The sequence below is a fragment of the Devosia sp. P2_G7 genome (genome assembly GCF_056403495.1).
The window spans coordinates 334,670-354,158 of the sequence record NZ_JBFUFI010000001.1; the positions used below are offsets into that span (position 1 = coordinate 334,670).

Here is a 19,489-nt window from a genome sequence, read left to right on the forward strand (position 1 = left end):
GGGCTTTCCTCAGTAGTTCGGCTTGCAGATCTGGTTCGATTTGGCGACGTAGGTGTTATAGGCCGAGTACTGGCCTGCCGGCGGCGCTTTGCCCTTCATCGAGGCGATCACCATCGCCATGAATTCCTCGTCGATCAGCGTCATCGCCGCATCGGCTTTACAGCTGCACAGCGCATCGTCCGAAGCGATGCCCATGCAGGTCTTGTAGAAATCGGCCTTCTGCGCCTCGCTCGGCGCCGCCTGTGCCACGCCGCCCAGCATCCCCAGCGCCAGCAGCGCCACCAAAACCCGCTTCATCATTCGCCCCGTTTGTCTCACCGCAATTCTTTGCGGATCATCAGTTTCAAACCCGACCAGATCTCGCTGACCGCCGCCACCTTGATATCGACCAACCCGATCGGCAGCACCACTTCGCGTATCACATCTTCCGTGATGTCGGGTTGAACCTTCGCCGCCTTCTTCGGCCATGAGATCCAGATCGCCCCATCGCGAGTGATGGCCTCCATCAACGGCCGCGCGTTGTCCTCAAGCACCCCGCGCGACGCCGTGAAGCCGTGCACGAAGTCCCAGCCCTTGCTGCCGCGCCACGCATCCCACTGCGCGTCGCGCACCTCCGCGAATTCCCTTGCCGACTTCAGCTCCACCAGCTCAACAGGCAACCCCAGAAACAACACCCGCTGCCCGTCCTTGAGCCCAAGTTTCTGCGGCAGCGGAGTGCCGGAATAGCCGGCGGCGGCGGTCATTCGGATATCGCCTCCGACAGAAAGAGATAACCGAACTGCGCAGGAAGATAACTGTTGGGGTCATCGACCGCGCGATCACCCCTATCGGACCTGGCGCAGTTCATAAGTCGAAATGAAACCTTCGGACGCATCAGGACATCGCAAATCATCTGGCGATTGGCAGTTATCGGACCGTCGCCTCGCATGTTGTTGAGGCGCAGCTTTCCTGCTGCAACCCTGTAGGAGCCCAGATAGACCCAGCCCCCCTCACCATCACCAGAGACCCGTTCGGTGAATCGCCCCGTGCGCTCGAAGCAAAGCAGGGAGTTGCCCTTGTGCCAACACCCCTGCAACAGCGCCTTCATCTCACCATCGGTGGCCGCTCGGTCGTCAGCCTGAACGGCCATCGACAAGATTGCCAGTAGCGGCGGCGCAGCCAGCAGAGCTATCGCGCGCGCCGGCCCCCTCACCTCAATACACCCGCGCCTTCGGCGCGATCTTCTTCAGGCTGATCCCGCCCTCGCTCTCCGGCGTCAGCGGGTCGACATGCACCGGCCGATACCCCAGCTCCACCTTGCCCGCGTCGTCGATCCAGCTCAGCGTGTGCTTCCGCCAGTTCACATCGTCGCGGCTCGGGAAGTCCTCATGCGCATGGGCGCCGCGGCTTTCGTGGCGCGCCTCGGCGGAAACCACTGTCGTCGCGGCGCACGCCATCAGGTTCTCGAGTTCCAGTGTCTCCACCAGGTCCGAGTTCCAGATCATCGAGCGATCCGAAACCTTGAGATCACCCAGCTCGCCATAGAGCGCGGTGATGCGCTCGACGCCCGACTTCAGCGACTCCGACGTGCGGAACACCGCGGCGTCTTCCTGCATGATGCGCTGCATCTTGTCGCGCACCTGCGCGGTCGGCGACGAGCCATTGGCATGCCGCAGCCGGTCGAAACGGGCGAGAATGCGCTCGTCCTCCGAGGCCACCGCCGCAGGCACCATCGAGCCCTTGTCCACCACCTTCGCCGCCCGCAGCGCCGCCGCGCGTCCGAACACCACGAGGTCGGTCAGCGAGTTCGAGCCCAGCCGGTTCGCCCCGTGCACGGAAGCGCAGGCCGCTTCGCCCGCCGCCATCAGCCCCGGCACCACGCGGTCGGGATCGCCTTCGGTCGGGTTCAGCACCTCGCCGTGATAGTTCGCGGGGATGCCGCCCATATTGTAGTGCACCGTCGGCAGCACCGGGATTGGCTCGCGCGTCAGGTCGACGCCGGCAAAGATCTTGGCGCTCTCGGTGATCCCGGGGAGCCGCTCGTGCAGCACCTTAGGGTCGAGATGGTCGAGATGCAGGAAGATGTGGTCCTTCTTCGGCCCCACGCCCCGCCCCTCGCGGATTTCGATCGTCATGCAGCGGCTCACCACATCGCGGCTCGCCAGATCCTTGGCGTTCGGCGCATAGCGCTCCATGAACCGCTCGCCCTCCGAATTGGTGAGATAGCCGCCCTCGCCGCGCGCCCCTTCGGTGATCAGCACGCCGGCGCCATAAACACCCGTCGGGTGGAACTGCACGAACTCCATGTCCTGCAGCGGCAGCCCCGCCCGGGCCACCATGCCGTTGCCGTCGCCGGTGCAGGTATGCGCCGATGTCGCCGAGAAATACGTCCGGCCATAGCCGCCTGTCGCCAGCACCACGAGCTTGGCGCGGAACCGGTGGAGCGTCCCGTCATCGAGCTTCCACGCCATCACGCCCTGGCAGCTGCCATCGGCGCCCATGATCAGGTCGAGCGCGAAATACTCGATGAAGAACTGCGCGTTGTTCCTGAGCGACTGCCCATAGAGCGTGTGGAGGATCGCATGCCCGGTGCGGTCGGCCGCGGCGCAGGTGCGCTGCACCGGCGGGCCGTCGCCGAATTCGGTCATATGGCCGCCGAACGGCCGCTGGTAGATCGTGCCCTTGTCGGTGCGCGAGAACGGCACGCCATAGTGCTCGAGCTCGTAGATCGCCGCCGGGGCCTCGCGCGCCAGATACTCCATGGCGTCGTTGTCGCCCAGCCAGTCCGACCCCTTCACGGTGTCGTACATGTGCCACTGCCAGCTGTCCGGCCCCATATTGCCCAGCGAAGCGGCGATGCCGCCCTGCGCCGCCACGGTATGCGAGCGGGTCGGGAACACCTTGGTGATGCAGGCGGTGTTCAGCCCCTGCTCAGCCATGCCCAGCGTCGCGCGCAGCCCGGCGCCGCCAGCACCGACGATGACCACGTCGAATTCGTGGTCGATGATCTCGTAAGCGGCCATGCGGCTAACCCCAGAAGACGAGCTTGGCGATGGCGCCGAGCACCACCACCACGATGAAGACGGCAAAGATGTTGTTGGCGGCAAGCGCCAGGCGGTTGGGCTCGCCGTCCATATAGTCCTCGATCACCTCGCGCATGCCGATCCGCATGTGCACGGCGACATTGACGATGAGCAGCGCCAGCCCGATCGCGACGAACGGGTTGCGCGCCAGCGCGATCATCTCGGCCGGCGCCCTGCCCGCGAGGCTGACGACGAACCAGATGATGAACAGCGCGAACAGGATGTTGATCGCGCCGGTGATGCGCTGCGTGATGAAGTGCCGGGTCGACGCCTTGGCCCGGCCGTAATGCGTCGAGGGCGTCTGGATCTGTGCCCGCGTGGGCTTGGCCGAACTCATTTGAACCACACGAAGATTGCCCAGACGATCAGCGTCAGTAGGATCGAAGCACCGAGCTGGATGCGGACGATCAGCTCTCGCCCGGCCGCGTCCATCGCCTTGGTCGCATCCCAGACGAAGTGCCGGATGCCGCCGAACATGTGGTGGAACAGCACCCAGGTGTAGCCGAACAGCACCAGCTGCCCGAGCCACATGCCGAACAGCCAGGTGACGAAATCGAAGAACCCGCCGCCGATCGCCGCTCCCACCAGCCACAGCGCCAGCAGCAGCGTGCCGCCATAAAGCGCAATGCCGGTCGCGCGGTGCACGATCGACATCGTCATGGTGAGCGTAAAGCGGTAGATCGAAAGATGCGGCGAAAGCGGCCGTGAAGAAGGAGCCATGCTAGTCTCGCGCCTCGCCCGCCGGGAGAAGGCCGGGCGCCCCAGTTTGGAATGGTTCGAGACTTCTAGCGGCGGTTTGCGCTGAGGTCAAAGGCTCTGCTTATGCCAAGCATTGCACTTTCGTCCCGCTATGCGTTGAGTGCATTACCGACGGACGAGCACCTCCGGCGCGGCCCGCAGCGCTTCGAGTGTGAGCAACAAGCTCAACACCCGCTCGCTGCTGGGTCCGGACGCCACCGGGGTGGCGGACGAAAGCGTGGTCGAGGCGATCAGCCGCTGGCTGTCCTCCGCCAGGACATCCCGCACCAGGTTGCCATTCATCGCGAGGATCGCGAGTGCAATGACCGTTCCCGCTGCAAGTCTGCCCATCTCTTTCGTCCTTGTTGCGGGCGATCCCTGTGTTCGAGATTTCCGCTGCTTGATGAGACTTCTAACGTGCCGCGAATGGCTCTGCGCTGAAGCCGCTATTCACAATCGGTTCACCAACGCATGGTGTTTGTGCGGGTTCCATTGAGGATTGAAGACGTGAACGAGAAAGTACGAGTGCTCGGCGAAGAGGTGCTCTCGAACAACTGGGGGCTGGTCAAGAAGACCACCATCGAGCTCAAGCGCCGCAACGGCGAATGGCAGCGCCAGGTCCGCGAAACCTACGACCGCGGCGACGGTGCCGGCATCCTGCTCTACAACCGCACCCAGCGCACCGTCATCCTCACCCGCCAGTTCCGCTTCCCGGTCTTCGCCCACGGCGAGCCGGGCTGGCTCATCGAGGTCGTCGCCGGCAAGCTAGACGGCGACCACCCGGTGACCACGGCAAAGAAAGAAGCCGAAGAGGAATCCGGCTACCGCGTCCACGACGTCGAGCTGGCGCTGAGCGCCTACATGAGCCCCGGCTCGGTCACCGAAAAGCTCTCGCTGTTCCTCGCCGAATACGACGCCGACTCGAAAGTCTCGGCCGGCGGCGGCATCGAACACGAAGGCGAAGACATCGAAGTGCTGGAACTCGGCATCGACGAGGCGCTGGGCATGATCGCCTCCGGCGAAATCGCCGACGCCAAAACCATCATGCTGCTGCAGCATGTCAGGCTGAAGGGGATCCTCTAAGGCGCGCCCCTCCACCCCTCCGGCGTCATTCCCGCTAAGGCGGGAACCCCGTTGGAGGTTTCGACGCACAGCGAAGTGGAGAGACCGCACTGGGTCCCCGCCTACGCGGGGATGACGTCAGTGCTTGGAGCTCGATCAAGCCCGCCCACAAAACGGCACCTCCCCTAGACGGGAGGATGGGAGGGGGTGAGTGGAGCCCCGATATTAGTTGGCAACCACCCCAAACGGATCCGCATCCACATCCAGCGTCGCATACCCCTGGGGCAGCTTCACGCTGAACTCGGCGCCGCTCTCACGCGGATCGAGCAGCAGCATCGACAGCACCTGCGCCTTGGCCAGCGATGGCGCCGGCTTCAGCGCTTCGAGCTTCGGCTGGCTGGCAAACACCGCGAGCGGCAACGCCAGGGCGACAAGTCCGATAGCGGCGACGACAAACTTGATCTGCATTTCGGGGCCTCAAAACCTGGCGCATCCCTGCGCGTTTGTTGTCCCCTTCTAGCTCCACCCGTCCGAACCTGCCTTGAACCCACCGTTCATAATCGGTTTAGCGCGCCGCTCATGGGACGCGGCGGGCCGGGAGCAGTTGTCGCCCAGATGGACGCGCTGCGACGCATCCACCTGGGCGACCAAACCAAAGCCTAGACGTAGTCGACCAGCTTCTTGTCTGCGTCATAGGGCTGGTCGCTGACCACCTTGGTCACCGCCTGCCCGCATTTCATCTTCTTGTTCATTGCGTCGTACGCATAGCTGGCAGAACCGTGCAGCACCCAGCCTTCGCTGAGCGCCTTGGTCACCTTGTGGCAGAAGGCTGAATCGTCCTCCCCCGAGAGGAAGCGATAGATCAACATGCACTACTCCTTTGCTCGCCCTCTTTGCCCCGGGCGATTGAAATTGCCTTCAGTAACCGCTAATCGCTGCGGCATGGATCGGTTTCCAGCATTTTTGCTCGACGGCTACAAGTCGTTCATGTCCGACCGCTACGACCCTGAGCAGGGTCGTTACCGGCAATTGGCCGATCGGGGCCAATCCCCTACCACCATGATCATCGCCTGTTGCGACAGTCGCGCGGCGCCCGAGACCATCTTCAACGCCGGTCCGGGCGAGCTGTTCGTGCTCCGCAACGTCGCGAACCTGGTGCCCACCTTCCAACCCGACGGCGGCCAGCACGGCACCTCGGCGGCCATCGAATTCGCCGTCAACGCGCTCGAAATCAGCAATATCGTGGTGATGGGCCACGGCCGCTGCGGCGGCATAAAGGCCGCCCTCGCCCCCGATACCGGCCCGTTGGCCCAGGGCGATTTCATCGGCAAGTGGATGAGCATGCTGGCCCCGGTGTCGGACGCCGTGTCCAAGTACACCCTGCTGACCGACAAGGAGCGCCAGACCATGCTCGAGCGCTTCTCGATCCGCCACTCGATCAACAACCTGCGGACCTTCCCCTACGTCAAGAAGCTCGAGGAAGAAGGCAAGCTGGCCGTCCACGGCGCCTGGTTCGACATCTCCACCGGCGAACTCTGGGTCATGAACGCCGACGGCGATTTCTATCGTCCGGAGTAGTTTCCGCATCGCGGCTCGTGTTGGCGTCTCCCTCCCCCTTGCGGGGAGGGGACAGGGGTGGGGGTCGGCCCGCACCGGGCAGCCAGTCGGCACCCCTCACCCGCTCCCAAACTCCCGCTCCCACCGATACAGGATATCCGGCGCCCTCTGCTCGTTGGCGGCCCCGTCGGTGAACTTCACCGCCTCAAACCCCATTCGCTCGTAGAACGCCCGCCCGCGCAGATTGTTGGCGAAGCACCACAACTGCAGGTCCTCGTTGCGCGATTGCGCGTCGGCAACCAGCACCGATCCAACACCCGAACGAAGCTGCGCCGCGTCGATATAGAGATGCTCGATCCAGCCCTCGAGCTCGGCCATGAACCCGACGATCGAGCCGTCCCGCTCCGCCACCGTCACCCGGAAATCTCGCAGCACTTTGTCGCGCACATAGACCCGGTCCTCCTCGACGGTATGGAGGTCCGGCAAAAACGTCAGCAACCGCCGCGACGTCGCGAACAGCGCCGCAATCTCCGGCGCATCCGCCTCCACCGCCAGCCGCAGCGTGATCATGCCGGCGCCCGCCTGAACAGCCGCGGGCCGAACACGTTGAGCAACAACCCGGCAAACACCAGCGCGCTGCCCACGATCTCAACGCCGGTGATGCCCTCGCCGAGGAACAACGCAGCGCCCGCGATCCCCGCTACCGGCACGAACAGCGCAAACGGCGCAACCTGGCTCGTGCTATAGCGGCTGAGCAGCCATGCCCATGCCCCGAAGCCGAACAGCGTTGCGATATAGGCCATGAAGGCGATCGACCCCACGCCCTTGATCGTCAGCTGCGACAGCGCCAGCGGGATCGCTCCCGGCCCATCGAGCAGCAGCGAGGCGAGGAACAGCGGGATCGGCGGCACCAGCGCCGACCACACCACGAACCCCAGCATGTCGATGCGCCCCGCGGCCTTCCCCACCATATTGCCCAAGCCCCAGCAACCGGCCGCGCCGATCGTCAGCAAGAGCGGCAGCAGCGCTGCCCCTTCCAGCCGCTCCACCGCGATCACCCCGATCCCCACCAGCGCCACCGCCGCCCCACCCAGCTGCGCGAGGCTCGGCCGCTCGCCGAAAAACGCGAACGCCAGGAAGATCGTGAAGAACACCTGCAGCTGGATCACCAGCGAGCTGAGCCCCGCCGGCATGCCGAGCTTGATCGCCAGGAACAGCAACCCGAACTGGCCCACCCCGATGGCGAAGCCATAGCCAACCAGCAACGGCCACCCGACCGCCGGGCGCTTGACGAAAAACACCGCCGGCAGCGCCGCAAACACATAGCGCAACGCCGTCAGCAGCAGCGGCGGCACCTCATCGACGCCCCACCGGATGGCAATGAAACTCAGCCCCCAGACCAGAGCGACGGACAGCGCGAGGAAGATGTGGCGGGGGGGCATTGGGCAGCGAGCCTCGATCTATCGGCTTCTGCCTTCTCCCCTTGTGGGAGAAGGTGGCGCGGAGCGCCGGATGAGGGGTCCGCGCCACGCAGTGCAGCGCGATCCGAGCAAAAAGCGAGGAGCGACGGGTTCACGCCAGCCTCTCCGTGATCCTCCCCCGCGTGGCGGGGGAGGGGGACCACCCGAAGGGTGGTGGAGGGGGCGGCTAAAGTCTCAGTCAGCAGCCCTTAGGCCGCCTTCTTCTCCACGAGCTTGCGCTCGATCAGCGTCTCGAGGATTTGCACCGTGTTCAGCGCCGCGCCCTTGCGCAAATTATCGCTCACCACCCAGATCGAGAGCCCGTTCTCCACCGTCACATCCTCGCGGATGCGCGAAACGAACGTGTCGTACTCACCCGCCGCTTCCACCGGCGTCGAGTAGCCACCGGCCTCGCGCTTGTCGATCACCGAGATGCCCGGCGCTTCGCGCAGGATATCGCGTGCCTCATCGGCCGAGATCGGATTGACGAACTCGAGGTTGACCGCCTCGGAGTGGCCGACGAACACCGGCACGCGCACGCAAGTGGCGGTCAGCTTGATCTTGGGGTCGAGGATCTTCTTGGTCTCGGCCACCATCTTCCACTCTTCCTTCGTGTAGCCGTCCTCCATGAACACATCGATGTGCGGGATGACGTTGAAGGCGATCTGCTTGGTGAACTTGCGCGGCTCGAGCTTGTTGTTGACGAACACGCTCTTGGTCTGGTCCCACAACTCGTCGACGCCTTCCTTGCCGGCGCCGGAGACGGACTGGTAGGTCGCAACCACCACGCGCTTGATCGTCGCGAAATCGTGCAGCGGCTTCAGCGCCACCACCAGTTGCGCCGTCGAGCAGTTCGGGTTGGCGATGATGTTCTTGCGATCGTTCCGCGCCATGTACTCGTCGAGCACATGCGCGTTGACCTCCGGCACGATCAGCGGCACGTCGCCGTGGTAGCGCCAGAAGCTCGAGTTATCGACGACGATGCAGCCGGTCGCCCCGATCTTCTCGCCATATTCCTTGGCGATGGCCGAGCCGGCGCTCATCAGCGCAAAATCCACGCCCTTGAAGTCGAAATTCTCGAGGTTCTGCACCTTCAGCCGCTTGTCGCCGAAGCTGATTTCCTGGCCCTGCGAACGCGACGAAGCGAGCGCGATCACCTCGGACGCGGGAAACTTCCGCTCGGCGAGGATGTTGAGCATTTCCCGGCCCACATTGCCTGTGGCCCCGACGATGGCGACGCGATAACCCATTTGGAAACTTCCTCTTTGCCTTCATTCCCCCGCGCTGGACCTTGTTCGGTCCGCGGCACATGGCATCCGGCCGCTCCCCGGCGGGAGTTGCCCGGGGATCGGCTCAGGGGGTTTTGGTGGTTTTTGTCGCCGCCATGACGAAACGGCGAAGACCCATGGCCTCCGCTTTCGTCACAGTGATGTGGTGGGTCTTGCGCATCCCGCAACCCGATCCTCTTGTCCGGCCCCGGGTTTCTACGCCGAAATCGCAAATAGTCAATCACCTATAGGACATCGCCTATCACCTGAAGGAGCCACCCGCGCGCCCTCGCCCCTCAGGGGAGAGGGCAAGCGTAGCTTCGAGCGTAGCGAACTAGGGTGAGGGGTGAAGCCACTCCGCCTACCCTATGCGTGCCGCAGAACTCCGTGTATTTCCCACCCCATGCAAACCTACGACACCATCATCCTCGGCGCCGGCGCCGCCGGACTCATGGCCGGCATCGAAGCCGGCAAGCGCGGCCGCAAGGTTCTGGTGGTCGACCACGCCAAGAGCCCTGGCGAGAAGATCCGCATCTCCGGCGGCGGCCGCTGCAACTTCACCAACATCAACGCCACGGTGAAAGCCGGCCGCGACCGGTTCCTCTCGAACAACCCGCGCTACGCCTTCTCGGCCCTCTCCCGCTACACGCCGGAACACTTCATCGCGCTGGTCGACCAGTACGCCATCCCGTTCCACGAGAAGACCCTGGGACAGCTGTTCTGCGATGGCTCCAGCCAGCAGATCATCAACTTGCTCGTCAGCGAACTGAAGAAGGCCCAGGGCACCCTGCTGCTCGACACCGAGATCGAAAGCGTCACCCACGCCGACGGCACCTTCACCGTGATGACCGCCGAGGAAACGCTGATCGGCAAATCGCTGGTCGTCGCCACCGGCGGCAAGTCGATCCCCAAGATGGGTGCCAGCGGCCTCGCCTACCAGCTCGCCACCCAGTTCGGCCTGAAGGTCACCGAAACCCGCCCGGCCCTCGTCCCATTGACCTTCGAGCCCCGCATCCTCGAGCGCCTCGCTCCCCTTAGCGGCATCGCCGTCGATCCCACCCGCATCTCGGTGAGAAAGAAGAGCTTCGACGAAGCCATGCTCTTCACCCATCGTGGCCTTTCCGGCCCGGCGATCCTGCAAATCTCCAGCTACTGGCGCGAAGGCGATGCCATCGTCATCGACCTGTTCCCCAACGGCGGCCTCGACAAAATCCTCCGCGAAGCCCGCAGCAACAGCCCCAAACTGCAGCTGCAGACCGTGCTGTCGCAGCACCTCGCCAAGCGCCTCGCCCAGATGCTCGCCGAAGAGATCGGCATCACCACCATGATGGGCGACATGAGCGACAAATCGTTCGCAAAGATCGAGGACTCGCTCCGCCGCTGGACCATCAAGCCCACCGGCTCCGAAGGCTACCGCACCGCCGAAGTCACCCTCGGCGGCATCGACACCGACGGCCTCGACTCGACGACGATGCAGGCCCGCACCGTCCCCAACCTCTACTTCATCGGCGAAGCCGTCGACGTCACCGGCTGGCTCGGCGGCTACAACTTCCAGTGGGCCTGGGCCAGCGGCTGGGCCGCCGGACAAGTGGCCTGAGCCGCCGCGCCCCCTTTCAGGCCACCCGAACCCAAGCCCCCTTCGCTCCCGTCGCGTAGTCGCGGAATCCCACTGCCGGCCGCCCAGTGACCCGCTCCACCACATCGGTCAGCCGCGCCCCATGTCCGTCGCGGATCGAGATCTGGTTGCGCACCACCACTGCCCCCTCGTCCTCTGACACCCCCGCCCCGACGAGAACGCTCATCAACTCCTCCGGCGCGATCTCGCGATAACCGATCGGCCGCCCCGCCACCTCCCCGATGATCGCCGCCGCCTCGGCAAAGCTCAGCGCCTCCGGTCCGGTGATCGCGTAGGTTTCGCCCACGTGCCCGTCCTCGCTCAGCGCCGCCGCCGCCACCGCCGCGATGTCACCAGCATCGACGAACCCCACCTTGCCGTCCCCGGTCGCCGTCGCGACCATGTCCATGTGGACGATCCCGGGCCTGAGGAAATCCTCCGAGAAGTTCTGGTTGAATCCGCCGGGCCGCAGCATTGTCCACTCCAGTCCCGAGTCCCTGACCAGCCGCTCGACCTTTAGCCGCCCCGACTCCACCGGCTCGCCCGGAAACTCCACCCCCATCGACGACACCGCCACCACGCGCCGCACCCCCGCCGCCTTGGCCTCGGCCAGCAGGGCGTCAACCATCGCGCTCGGATCTTCGACGCCGTTCGGCGTCACCAGATACAGCGCCTCCATCCCGGCAAGCGCCGGGGCATATGTCTGCGGCCGTTGCCAGTCGAACTCCACTTGGCCCTCGCCCGGCGTGCGGCTCGCCGCCCTTACCCCGGCCCCGCGCGCCTTGAGTTCGGGCACTAGCCGCCGCCCGCTCTTTCCCGTCGCCCCCAAAACCAGCACCGATCCAGCCATTCTCTGCTCCTGTTGTTGTCAGCAGTCGGGAGATAGGATCGATTGACGCTCCAATGAATGCATGAAACGCTCCACTTTATGTTCGAACGTCTCGACTCCCGCTTTGATGTCCTCACCGAAGTGCTCGAAGCGGTACACCTGGGCAGCGCCCTCTCCTCGCGGCTCGAGCTCGGTGGGCCCTGGGGACTCCATTTCGGCAAGGCGCTCGGCCAGCTCGCCGGCTTCCACGTGGTTACCGCAGGCCACTGCTACGCCCGGCTCGACGATGGCTCGGCGACCGTGGCGCTCGCCACCGGTGACATGGTGATCTTCCCGCACGGTGCCGGCCATGTGCTGAGCGACACCGCGGATGGACACGGCGTCGAGTTCCACGATCGCGTCAGGCCTCTTGCCCCAGGCGAGCGCACCGCGCTCCCCACCGGCGGCTCGGGCGCACCAAGCGTAGTGCTCTGCGGCTCCTATTCCTTTTCCGCCGACGGTATGAACCCGCTGCTGCGCGACCTGCCGCAGCTGCTGCACGTCCGTCCTGAGCCGCAAAGCCCGCTCGCCGCGGCCATCGGCCTGCTTGCCGCCGAGGCCGAGGCCGCCGGCTCCGGTTCGGCTCTGCTGATCGATAGGCTGGTCGACCTGCTCTTCGTCTACGGCCTCCGCGACTGGATCGCGACACAGGCCACCCACAGCGCCCATAGCTGGTTCGGCGCCTTGCAGGATCCCGTCGTCGGCCCTGCCGTCTGGGCGGTACACGACGATCCGGCGCACCCATGGACAGTCGACAGTCTTGCCCAGCGTTCCGGCCTCTCGCGCGCCGCCTTCGCCCGCCGCTTCAATACCGCCGTCGGCGAACCGCCACTCAGCTATGTCACCCGCTGGCGCATGAGCCTTGCCGCCGACCTGCTGTCGCGCGGCGAGCGCATCGGTCTCGTCGCCCATCGCGTCGGCTATGACAACGAGTTCGCCTTCGCCAAGGCGTTCAAACGCGTGCGCGGAGTTGCGCCCGGCCAGCACCGCCGCCGGCAGGCGGGCTGACGCCGCTGGGGCCAGGGCTGCGAATGTAAGGACGAGTAGGTGGGCCGTCGGGTAGGTGGCTTAACGCGCACGAGGCGGGGTCAGCACCGATACCGGCAAGCCTCAGAACTTCCAGCCGACGCGCACGCCGATATTGCTGAGGCCCCGGTTGAAGTCGCACAACCCGGCATTGGAAATGTGGTCGGCGGTGATCATCACGCTCAGGTCGGGGGTAACGTCGTAGCCGACCGAGACACTTTCATGGAACAGCACGGGGCAGCCGAGGTTACGAGCCGGGGCCACCGCGCCGCTCGATGCTCCATTGTGCACCGCGCCGCCAAACGTGCCCTCGATGAACAGCGGCGTATCGAAAAGATGCGACGTAAAGCTCAGGCCGCCATAGACCATGCTCTCGAGGCCAGCGAAATTCACCGTGGCGCCGACATGCGGCCGAAGCTCTCCCCACGAATTGAAGCTGCCCAGGTCGAACGGCGTGAACAGCAACTCGACATTGGCATCCTGGATCTGCGAGTCGATCCACGGCAACCAGGCATTGTCGCCCTTATCGAAGCCGTGGAAATACAGTCCGCCCCGGACCTCGTCGACCCCAAAGCCAGTATCCTGGGCCATGGCCGTGCCGACGCACCCAAGCGTCAGCAATATGGTCAGTCCCTGCACTAGCCGACGCATCGCAACCGCCCCCGTTTGACGATGCCCGCAAGACGCCACGGGCGCCGTGCCAAGTCAATCGTGCTGGTCAAGAATCCGCGTGTGCCGGCCCGGTTCTTGGCCCCGCGTCTTCTTTCCACATCGGGGTTGTGGCCGCCCTGCAACTGCAAAGTCGCACTACCCGCCGCAGGCACGACTTGTCACTCATAGATGTCGGCGACCCGCTCACTCGCTTTCCGGTTGCCGACCGGGTCCACCACCGTGCACTCGAGCCCGCCCCAATCCGGCCGCTCCAGCCCCGGTCGGTTGTTCTTGTACTTCTTGGCGATCAGCTCGGCCTGTAGCGCCGCGACGCCGGTGCAATCGATCCGCACCTGGCCCCCCGGCGAGCCATCCCCGTGATGTTCCGAGATGTGCAGCACGATCCCGTCGCGGCTCACCTGCATGTAGAGCGGCATTCCCGGCTCGAAGCGGTGCTCCCAGTCGACCGTGAAGCCGAGCCAGTCCACGTAGAACTCCCGAGCCTTCGCCTCGTCGAACGAGCGCAGGATCGGCACCGTCCGGATATAGTTCAACCCCATGGCGTCCCTCGATATTCTCTCATCCGCCAACAGCGGCCCTTATTCCACATACCCGAGGAACCGGCCCACCAGCACCACCGTCACCCACAGCCCGATCGACGCCCCCGCCGCCACTCGCGCCACCATGGGCGCTGGTTCACCCGTCGCCCGCCGCCGGTCGATCGCCGAAAATACCAGGAAATTCAGGCCCGCCACCCCGATCAGCCCCAGCTTCACGAGAAACAGCGGCATCACCGCATATTCCCTCGCCCGCACCGCGAACATCGTCACGCCGGTCGCCACCGCGAATGCGAACGCCCCCAGCGCCACCCGGCGCAGCAGCCGCACGAACGGCGCCTCGGGCACGCTCCGCACCACGCCGATGACCCTGAGATCCATCAACGCCACCGAGGTCACCAGCGCCCCCACCGCCAGCACATGCACGGCGTTGACGATCGGATAGGCGAAGAACGAACTCTTCAGCACCCGCACCCAGGCGAGTTGCTCGATCGCCTCCAGCCACGCCTCCATCCGGCTAGTTCGCCGGCACGCGCGACGGATAGATGTCGTAGGCCTTGCCGCCCACCGTGATCCGCACCGCCTTCATCCGCTTCTCGTTCGGGTCGAGCGACCGGTTGCCGAGCGCCACCACCTCGTCGCCGGGGTTCGCGGTCTCCTCGGTGAACCCGGCCGCCATGGTCGGACCCGGCGGCGCCAGTTCCACCCGCCACACCACGCCGTCCACGTCGACATCCATCGTCGCATGCGGGTTGCCGACATACACCGACTTGATGATGCCCGTGAGCTCGAAGAACGCCTCCTCGGTCCACGCCCAGCCATGATGCGCGAAGGCCGGCATCGCCGGCAGAACGCAAGCCAGCATCACCCCGGCCAGCAGTCCACGAACAGAAAGTCCTCCAATACTCATCTCAGGCCTCCTTCCCGTCGATCCACTCAACCCTAGGCCGGGACGCCCGAGCGTCAACCCGCTCACCGAGCCCCGACCATCACTTTGGCCTGATCCTCTCCAATTCCGCGTTCAGCCTTCGTCTATCTCCCGTTCATCTCCGATCATCCACCGAAGGTCGATAGTGCAGCGGCACTGTCTCAGTGGACGGGCGCATCGCACCCCGCTACGACTCCCCGGCTATTTCGAGGAGGGAACGATGGCAGAAAAGAAAGTTCGCTGGGGCATCCTGTCCACCGCCAATATCGGCCTCAAGAAGGTCACGCCGGCGATCATGAAGTCGCCCTCGAGCGAAGTCGTCGCCGTCGCCTCGCGCGACCAGTCCAAGGCCGAAGAGTACATCGCCGAGCTTGGCCTCACCGGCAAGGCAGTGGCCCATGGCAGCTACGAAGCCCTGTTCGCCGATCCCAATGTCGACGCCATCTACAATCCGCTCCCCAACCACCTGCACGTCCCCATGACGCTCGCCGCCGCGAGGGCCGGCAAGCACGTGCTCTGCGAAAAGCCCATTGCGCTCAACGCCGGCGAAGCCGAGCAGCTGCGCCAGCTGCCGCCCGGCATCATCTTCTACGAAGCCTTTATGGTCCGCTGGCACCCGCAATGGGCCCGCGCCCGCGAGATCGCCCGCTCCGGCGAGCTTGGTGAACTACGCGCCGTGCGCGGGGTCTTCACCTATTACCTCACCGACCCCACGAACGTCCGCAACCAGGCCGATATCGGCGGCGGCGGCATCTACGATATCGGCTGCTACCCGATCACCGGCTCGCGCTACCTGTTTGAAGCCGAGCCGCAGCGCGTCGTCTCGCTGGTCGATCGCGATCCGGTCATGAAGACCGACCGCCTCGCCTCGGTGATCATGGATTTCGGCGCTGGCAGGCAGGCAAGCTTCGTCTGCTCCACCCAGACCGTGAACCACCAGTCCCTCGAACTGCTCGGCACCAAGGGCCGCGTCGAGCTGGTCATCCCGTTCAACGCCCCCGCCGACACCGCCACCGCGCTGCTCGTCGACCCGGGCTACGCGCCCGATGGCCACCTCAGCCGCCGCGAGATCATCGCCCCCTGCGACCAGTACACCGAACAGGCCGAAGCCTTCGCCCAGGCCGTCCTCGGCAACAAGCCGCTCCCCTGGGGTGTCGACGACGCCATCAAATCGATGAAGGTCATCGACGCGGTCTTCAAAAGCGAAAAAACCGGCGCCTGGGCCCAAGTCTAAACTCGGTCTCTCCATGATCCTCCCCCGCATGGCGGGGAAGGGGGACCACCCGCCGGGTGGTGGAGGGGGCGGCCGCCAGCACCGCTCTCTCAGCCATCTCCCCTCTTGCGGGGGAGAAGGCGATTTCTTGGGCTTAGCCCTTCGCTAAGTCCTAGAAATCGCAAGAGGGAGGCCGTTTCCCGCTCCGGCTGTCGCTGCCGACGTCTCCCTCCCCTTAAGGTCAGGCGGCGCCGGCCTAAGTGTGCCCCCCTACCCCCGCACCTCCGGCCCCACCAACCGCTCCACCAGCAACCGTATCCCCGGCCCGATATCCCCGGCCGTCCGCGCCTTCCGCTTGATCCCATAAGCCGCATCGAGCACCAGCCGGGCCAGCGCCTCAGGCTCCTTCGCCCCCGCCTTCCCAAGCTCCTCGGCCACCATCGCGTCGATCACATCCTCGGTCGCCCGCACCTCAGGCCGCACCTTCTCGTGCTCGTCATAGAGCTCTTCCGCGTGCGGTGAATCCCCCAGCAGCCGCCCGATCGCCTCGTACTTGGCTGAAAGCGCCGCACTAAGCCGCGCCACCAGGTCACCGTCTCCCCGCAGTGCCCGCACGAACCCCTCGTGCAGCTCCACCATCAGCTCGGAGACAATCGTCTCGAACACTACGTTCTTATCCCCGTAGTATTTGTAGAGCGTAGGTTTCGCGACCCGCGCCTCGGCCGCAATCGCCTCCATCGAGGTCGCGCGCAAACCCTGGCGCAGGATGAGCCGCCGCGCCGCCGAAAGGATCTGCTCCTGCTTGTCGATTTCCGCCACGTCGATTTTCCTTCGCATACCACTTGAACGAATTGAACGATATTCGTACATATCGTTCAATTCAACGGAGAGATACCATGTCAGACCGCGTCCTGCTCACCGGCATTTCCGGCTTCCTCGGCGGCCACGTCGCCCTGCAACTCCTCCAGCAAGGTTACACCGTCCGCGGCTCGGTGCGCAGCCTCGACAAGGCCGAAAAGGTGAGGAAAACCCTCGCCGCCCACGGCGCCGATACCTCCCGCCTCGAGTTCGTCGCCCTCGACCTGCTCTCCGACAAGGGCTGGGCCGAGGCCATGTCCGGTGTCCGCTACCTGCAGCATGTCGCCTCCCCCTTCGTCCTCGAAATGCCCAAGGACAAGAACGACCTGATCCGCCCGGCCGTCGAGGGCACCCGCCGCGCCGTAACCGCCGCGCTCGCCGCGGGCGTCGAGCGCATCGTCGTCACCTCCTCGATCGCCGCCATCGCCTACGGCCACGATGACTACAGCCGAACCTTCACCACCGCTGACTGGACCAATACCGACAGCCCCAAGGTCAGCGCCTATCCCGAATCGAAGCTCCGCGCCGAACGCGAGGCGTGGCGCATCGCCGAGCAGTTCAAGGCCCGCGACCGCCTCGCCACCATCAACCCCGGCGCCATCCTCGGCCCGCTGCTCGACGAGGATGTCGGCACCTCCGGCGCGCTGGTGCTTCGCCTGCTCAACGGCTCGATGCCCGCCGCGCCCAAGATGAGCTTCTCCATCGTCGACGTCCGCGACGTCGCCGCCGCCCAGGTCGCCGCCATGACCGCACCGGACGCCGGCGGCAAGCGTCACATCCTGTCCGACCGCGAGATGACCCTGTTCGAGCTCGCCAGCGCGCTCCGCGCCGCCCTGCCCCAGGCCTCTTCCCGCGCCCCGCGCTTCGAGCTGCCCAACTGGGTGGTCCGCCTGATGGGCCTGTTCGACCCGCAGATCGGCTCCAACACCGCCGAACTCGGCCATATCCGCCGCGTCGACGGCAACAGCGGCCGCCTGCTGCTCGCCCGCCCGACCATCCCCGGCCCCGACGCCGCCGTGGCCACCGCGCAAAGCCTCATCGCCCAGCGTCTCCTCGCCTGAAAAAAGGACTGGTCCAACGGCGCGAGATTGGCTAATAAGCGCGCCATCGAAGCGGGGCTGTAGCTCAGTTGGGAGAGCGCATCGTTCGCAATGATGAGGCCAGCGGTTCGATTCCGCTCAGCTCCACCACTTCGATTTTCACTATCTAGCTCAATGCACTCCGTTGGCTAACCTGCAGAAGCGCGCTTCACGGTGGCACGCCATTTTCTGCGGATGACCGAATAGAATCCGCGCCATAGCCTCCCGCAGAGCGGTGTCCACGCAGGCCGTGAGGCGGCGCGACGACGCTTCGCTGCTGCTACGCCGGCTATTGGGCCGGCGGCGAGGAGAAGGTGGCGAGGTAGGCGATGACGTTGGCAACATCGTCTGGGTCGCGCAACCCCGTGAAGGACATGTTCGAGCCATTGACCACGCTGCGTGGCTTGGTGATGAACTTGGTAAGCGTCTCGATATCCCAGACCACCCCGCCTTGCCCCGCCTCAACCATGCCGTCCGAGTACTTGAAACCCTCGACGGAGGCAGCGGGGCGCCCGATCAGGTTGTTGAGCGGAGGGCCGTTCTTGGCGCCTTCACCCACCGCGTGGCAGGTGGCGCATCTGAACTGGAACATCTCCTCGCCCAGAGCCACATCGCCCTGCGCCAACGCGCCTCCGGCATTCATCATGAGGGCGGCAATCGCAACCGCGGTCCGAACCATCTCACGACCTCCCTGACTGGCCTCGCGACCGAAATCAGCTCCCGGATCGTCGGGTCATCACCGAGCAGTATAGAGCAACCCGGCGCCGTCACCTAGACCGCGTCGCCCGCAGCACTCGACCGCGACACTTCGATTTCTAGCCGTGCCTGGGCACCTCAGCCGTCACGAGCCACCGGTCCTTCCCCAGCCGGCGCCGGCGCTCGAACCCCGCCCGTTCGAACATCCCCAACGTACCGTTGTGGAGAAACGACGACGACACCGCGCGGCCTTCCGCGTCCTCCGGAAAACTCTCCACCGAGCCGCCCCCGAGGCGGCCGATTTCGGTCAGCGCGCCGGCCAGCGCCGCCGCTGCGACACCGCGCTTGCGATAGGCCTTGTCGACGAAAAAGCAGGTGATGCGCCAGTCCGGCAGTGTCTGCGGCTCCGCCTCATAGGCCCGCCGCGCCTTGATCCTCGGCAGTTCCGCCGGCGACCCGAACTGGCACCAGCCGACACAAGTGCCGCCATCGAACACCAGCGCGGCGTGCGTCGTCCCGTTGCGCACCCGCGCCTCCTTGTCGGCTCGGTGTTGTGCGGCGCCCTCATGCCCCGCGCCCTCCGCGTGGAACGCCATGCACCAGCAGCCGCCCCAGACGCCGTTGTGGCGCTCCACCAGGGCGGCGAAATCCGGCCAGGTGCCGAGATCGAGCGGTCTTGTGGAGAAGCTGGCCATCGCTCTCTCGCCGATGCTGTAGAGCGGGCATCAGGCAGCAAACCGCGGCCCGATGCAACCCGAACGACTTGACGGCAAGGTTCGGGCGACCAGGTGTCTCTCGCCCTGACCAGCGGCAACCCTCACCTCCGCTGCCTCCGCCTCCTGCTACTGATC

Annotated in this window: 26 protein-coding genes and 1 tRNA gene; 7 read left to right on the top strand and 20 right to left on the bottom strand. The window is 65.4% G+C overall.

Annotated elements, in window-relative coordinates; genetic code table 11:
• Positions 1–9: 9 nt before the first annotated feature.
• From AC1DWU_RS01705 to AC1DWU_RS01735, 7 genes are all read right to left on the bottom strand, one after another.
• Complete coding sequence (locus tag AC1DWU_RS01705; RefSeq protein ID WP_477148223.1) at positions 10–297, bottom strand: hypothetical protein; 288 nt, start codon at positions 295–297, stop codon at positions 10–12.
• A 17-nt stretch (positions 298–314) separates the two neighbouring features.
• Positions 315–743, bottom strand: coding sequence for a DUF3052 domain-containing protein (locus AC1DWU_RS01710; RefSeq protein ID WP_477148224.1), 429 nt, complete (start codon positions 741–743; stop codon positions 315–317).
• Complete coding sequence (locus AC1DWU_RS01715; protein WP_477148225.1) at positions 740–1,129, bottom strand: hypothetical protein; 390 nt, start codon at positions 1,127–1,129, stop codon at positions 740–742. The genes AC1DWU_RS01710 and AC1DWU_RS01715 overlap by 4 nt, the downstream gene beginning before the upstream one ends.
• A gap of 64 nt (positions 1,130–1,193) precedes the next feature.
• Positions 1,194–3,002 carry a succinate dehydrogenase flavoprotein subunit gene (gene sdhA / locus AC1DWU_RS01720; RefSeq protein WP_477148226.1) on the bottom strand — a complete coding sequence of 603 codons (1,809 nt, stop codon included), beginning with the start codon at positions 3,000–3,002 and terminating at the stop codon, positions 1,194–1,196.
• A gap of 4 nt (positions 3,003–3,006) precedes the next feature.
• A complete protein-coding gene (gene sdhD, locus AC1DWU_RS01725) occupies positions 3,007–3,399 on the bottom strand; it encodes a succinate dehydrogenase, hydrophobic membrane anchor protein (protein WP_477148227.1) in 393 nt (130 codons plus the stop codon).
• Positions 3,396–3,782, bottom strand: coding sequence for a succinate dehydrogenase, cytochrome b556 subunit (sdhC, locus tag AC1DWU_RS01730; protein ID WP_477148228.1), 387 nt, complete (start codon positions 3,780–3,782; stop codon positions 3,396–3,398). Before sdhC ends, sdhD begins: the two co-directional genes overlap by 4 nt.
• Positions 3,783–3,926: 144 nt before the next feature.
• Positions 3,927–4,151: a hypothetical protein gene (locus AC1DWU_RS01735; RefSeq protein ID WP_477148229.1), complete on the bottom strand. Its 225-nt coding sequence runs from the start codon at positions 4,149–4,151 to the stop codon at positions 3,927–3,929.
• A gap of 156 nt (positions 4,152–4,307) precedes the next feature.
• Between AC1DWU_RS01735 and AC1DWU_RS01740 the strand changes: the two genes are divergently transcribed.
• Positions 4,308–4,883: an NUDIX domain-containing protein gene (locus AC1DWU_RS01740; protein ID WP_477148230.1), complete on the top strand. Its 576-nt coding sequence runs from the start codon at positions 4,308–4,310 to the stop codon at positions 4,881–4,883.
• Between the two features lie 204 nt (positions 4,884–5,087).
• On the opposite strand, the gene AC1DWU_RS01745 is transcribed toward AC1DWU_RS01740, so the two are convergent.
• Together AC1DWU_RS01745 and AC1DWU_RS01750 are read right to left on the bottom strand one after the other, a co-directional pair.
• The gene (locus AC1DWU_RS01745) at positions 5,088–5,330 is read right to left on the bottom strand and encodes a hypothetical protein (protein WP_477148231.1); all 243 of its coding nucleotides are present in this window, start codon (positions 5,328–5,330) and stop codon (positions 5,088–5,090) included.
• A 191-nt stretch (positions 5,331–5,521) separates the two neighbouring features.
• The gene (locus AC1DWU_RS01750; protein WP_477148232.1) at positions 5,522–5,731 is read right to left on the bottom strand and encodes a DUF1737 domain-containing protein; all 210 of its coding nucleotides are present in this window, start codon (positions 5,729–5,731) and stop codon (positions 5,522–5,524) included.
• Positions 5,732–5,804: 73 nt separating this feature from the next.
• On the opposite strand from AC1DWU_RS01750, the gene AC1DWU_RS01755 reads away from it, so the two are divergent.
• On the top strand, positions 5,805–6,440 hold the full coding sequence (locus AC1DWU_RS01755) for a carbonic anhydrase (RefSeq protein ID WP_477148503.1): 636 nt from the start codon (positions 5,805–5,807) through the stop codon (positions 6,438–6,440).
• A 96-nt stretch (positions 6,441–6,536) separates the two neighbouring features.
• On the opposite strand, the gene AC1DWU_RS01760 is transcribed toward AC1DWU_RS01755, so the two are convergent.
• From AC1DWU_RS01760 to AC1DWU_RS01770, 3 genes are all read right to left on the bottom strand, one after another.
• Positions 6,537–6,989, bottom strand: a complete 453-nt coding sequence (locus tag AC1DWU_RS01760) for an N-acetyltransferase family protein (protein WP_477148233.1) — start codon at positions 6,987–6,989, stop codon at positions 6,537–6,539.
• The gene (locus AC1DWU_RS01765; RefSeq protein ID WP_477148234.1) at positions 6,986–7,861 is read right to left on the bottom strand and encodes an EamA family transporter; all 876 of its coding nucleotides are present in this window, start codon (positions 7,859–7,861) and stop codon (positions 6,986–6,988) included. Before AC1DWU_RS01765 ends, AC1DWU_RS01760 begins: the two co-directional genes overlap by 4 nt.
• Before the next feature lie 227 nt (positions 7,862–8,088).
• On the bottom strand, positions 8,089–9,129 hold the full coding sequence (locus AC1DWU_RS01770; RefSeq protein ID WP_477148235.1) for an aspartate-semialdehyde dehydrogenase: 1,041 nt from the start codon (positions 9,127–9,129) through the stop codon (positions 8,089–8,091).
• A 421-nt stretch (positions 9,130–9,550) separates the two neighbouring features.
• Between AC1DWU_RS01770 and AC1DWU_RS01775 the strand changes: the two genes are divergently transcribed.
• The gene (locus AC1DWU_RS01775) at positions 9,551–10,744 is read left to right on the top strand and encodes a BaiN/RdsA family NAD(P)/FAD-dependent oxidoreductase (RefSeq protein ID WP_477148236.1); all 1,194 of its coding nucleotides are present in this window, start codon (positions 9,551–9,553) and stop codon (positions 10,742–10,744) included.
• 16 nt (positions 10,745–10,760) lie between these two features.
• Here the strand turns inward: AC1DWU_RS01775 and AC1DWU_RS01780 are convergent, their stop codons facing one another.
• Positions 10,761–11,612 (bottom strand): NAD(P)H-binding protein, encoded by an 852-nt coding sequence (locus AC1DWU_RS01780; protein WP_477148237.1) that lies wholly within the window; start codon positions 11,610–11,612, stop codon positions 10,761–10,763.
• A gap of 78 nt (positions 11,613–11,690) precedes the next feature.
• On the opposite strand from AC1DWU_RS01780, the gene AC1DWU_RS01785 reads away from it, so the two are divergent.
• Positions 11,691–12,638, top strand: coding sequence for an AraC family transcriptional regulator (locus tag AC1DWU_RS01785; protein WP_477148238.1), 948 nt, complete (start codon positions 11,691–11,693; stop codon positions 12,636–12,638).
• A 102-nt stretch (positions 12,639–12,740) separates the two neighbouring features.
• On the opposite strand, the gene AC1DWU_RS01790 is transcribed toward AC1DWU_RS01785, so the two are convergent.
• From AC1DWU_RS01790 to AC1DWU_RS01805, 4 genes are all read right to left on the bottom strand, one after another.
• Positions 12,741–13,307 (bottom strand): acyloxyacyl hydrolase, encoded by a 567-nt coding sequence (locus AC1DWU_RS01790; RefSeq protein WP_477148239.1) that lies wholly within the window; start codon positions 13,305–13,307, stop codon positions 12,741–12,743.
• Between the two features lie 179 nt (positions 13,308–13,486).
• On the bottom strand, positions 13,487–13,867 hold the full coding sequence (locus AC1DWU_RS01795) for a glyoxalase superfamily protein (protein ID WP_477148240.1): 381 nt from the start codon (positions 13,865–13,867) through the stop codon (positions 13,487–13,489).
• Between the two features lie 39 nt (positions 13,868–13,906).
• Positions 13,907–14,377 carry a DUF6644 family protein gene (locus tag AC1DWU_RS01800; RefSeq protein WP_477148241.1) on the bottom strand — a complete coding sequence of 157 codons (471 nt, stop codon included), beginning with the start codon at positions 14,375–14,377 and terminating at the stop codon, positions 13,907–13,909.
• 4 nt (positions 14,378–14,381) lie between these two features.
• Positions 14,382–14,774 carry a DUF6152 family protein gene (locus AC1DWU_RS01805; RefSeq protein WP_477148242.1) on the bottom strand — a complete coding sequence of 131 codons (393 nt, stop codon included), beginning with the start codon at positions 14,772–14,774 and terminating at the stop codon, positions 14,382–14,384.
• A 238-nt stretch (positions 14,775–15,012) separates the two neighbouring features.
• Between AC1DWU_RS01805 and AC1DWU_RS01810 the strand changes: the two genes are divergently transcribed.
• Positions 15,013–16,026 carry a Gfo/Idh/MocA family protein gene (locus tag AC1DWU_RS01810; protein WP_477148243.1) on the top strand — a complete coding sequence of 338 codons (1,014 nt, stop codon included), beginning with the start codon at positions 15,013–15,015 and terminating at the stop codon, positions 16,024–16,026.
• Positions 16,027–16,275: 249 nt separating this feature from the next.
• Here AC1DWU_RS01810 and AC1DWU_RS01815 read toward each other — a convergent pair whose 3' ends face one another.
• A complete protein-coding gene (locus AC1DWU_RS01815; RefSeq protein ID WP_477148244.1) occupies positions 16,276–16,824 on the bottom strand; it encodes a TetR/AcrR family transcriptional regulator in 549 nt (182 codons plus the stop codon).
• 77 nt (positions 16,825–16,901) lie between these two features.
• On the opposite strand from AC1DWU_RS01815, the gene AC1DWU_RS01820 reads away from it, so the two are divergent.
• The gene (locus AC1DWU_RS01820) at positions 16,902–17,924 is read left to right on the top strand and encodes an NAD-dependent epimerase/dehydratase family protein (protein ID WP_477148245.1); all 1,023 of its coding nucleotides are present in this window, start codon (positions 16,902–16,904) and stop codon (positions 17,922–17,924) included.
• 53 nt (positions 17,925–17,977) lie between these two features.
• Positions 17,978–18,053, top strand: a tRNA-Ala gene (locus AC1DWU_RS01825).
• 178 nt (positions 18,054–18,231) lie between these two features.
• Here the strand turns inward: AC1DWU_RS01825 and AC1DWU_RS01830 are convergent.
• The gene (locus AC1DWU_RS01830; RefSeq protein WP_477148246.1) at positions 18,232–18,621 is read right to left on the bottom strand and encodes a c-type cytochrome; all 390 of its coding nucleotides are present in this window, start codon (positions 18,619–18,621) and stop codon (positions 18,232–18,234) included.
• 136 nt (positions 18,622–18,757) lie between these two features.
• Complete coding sequence (locus tag AC1DWU_RS01835; protein ID WP_477148247.1) at positions 18,758–19,333, bottom strand: GNAT family N-acetyltransferase; 576 nt, start codon at positions 19,331–19,333, stop codon at positions 18,758–18,760.
• Positions 19,334–19,489 lie beyond the last annotated feature (156 nt).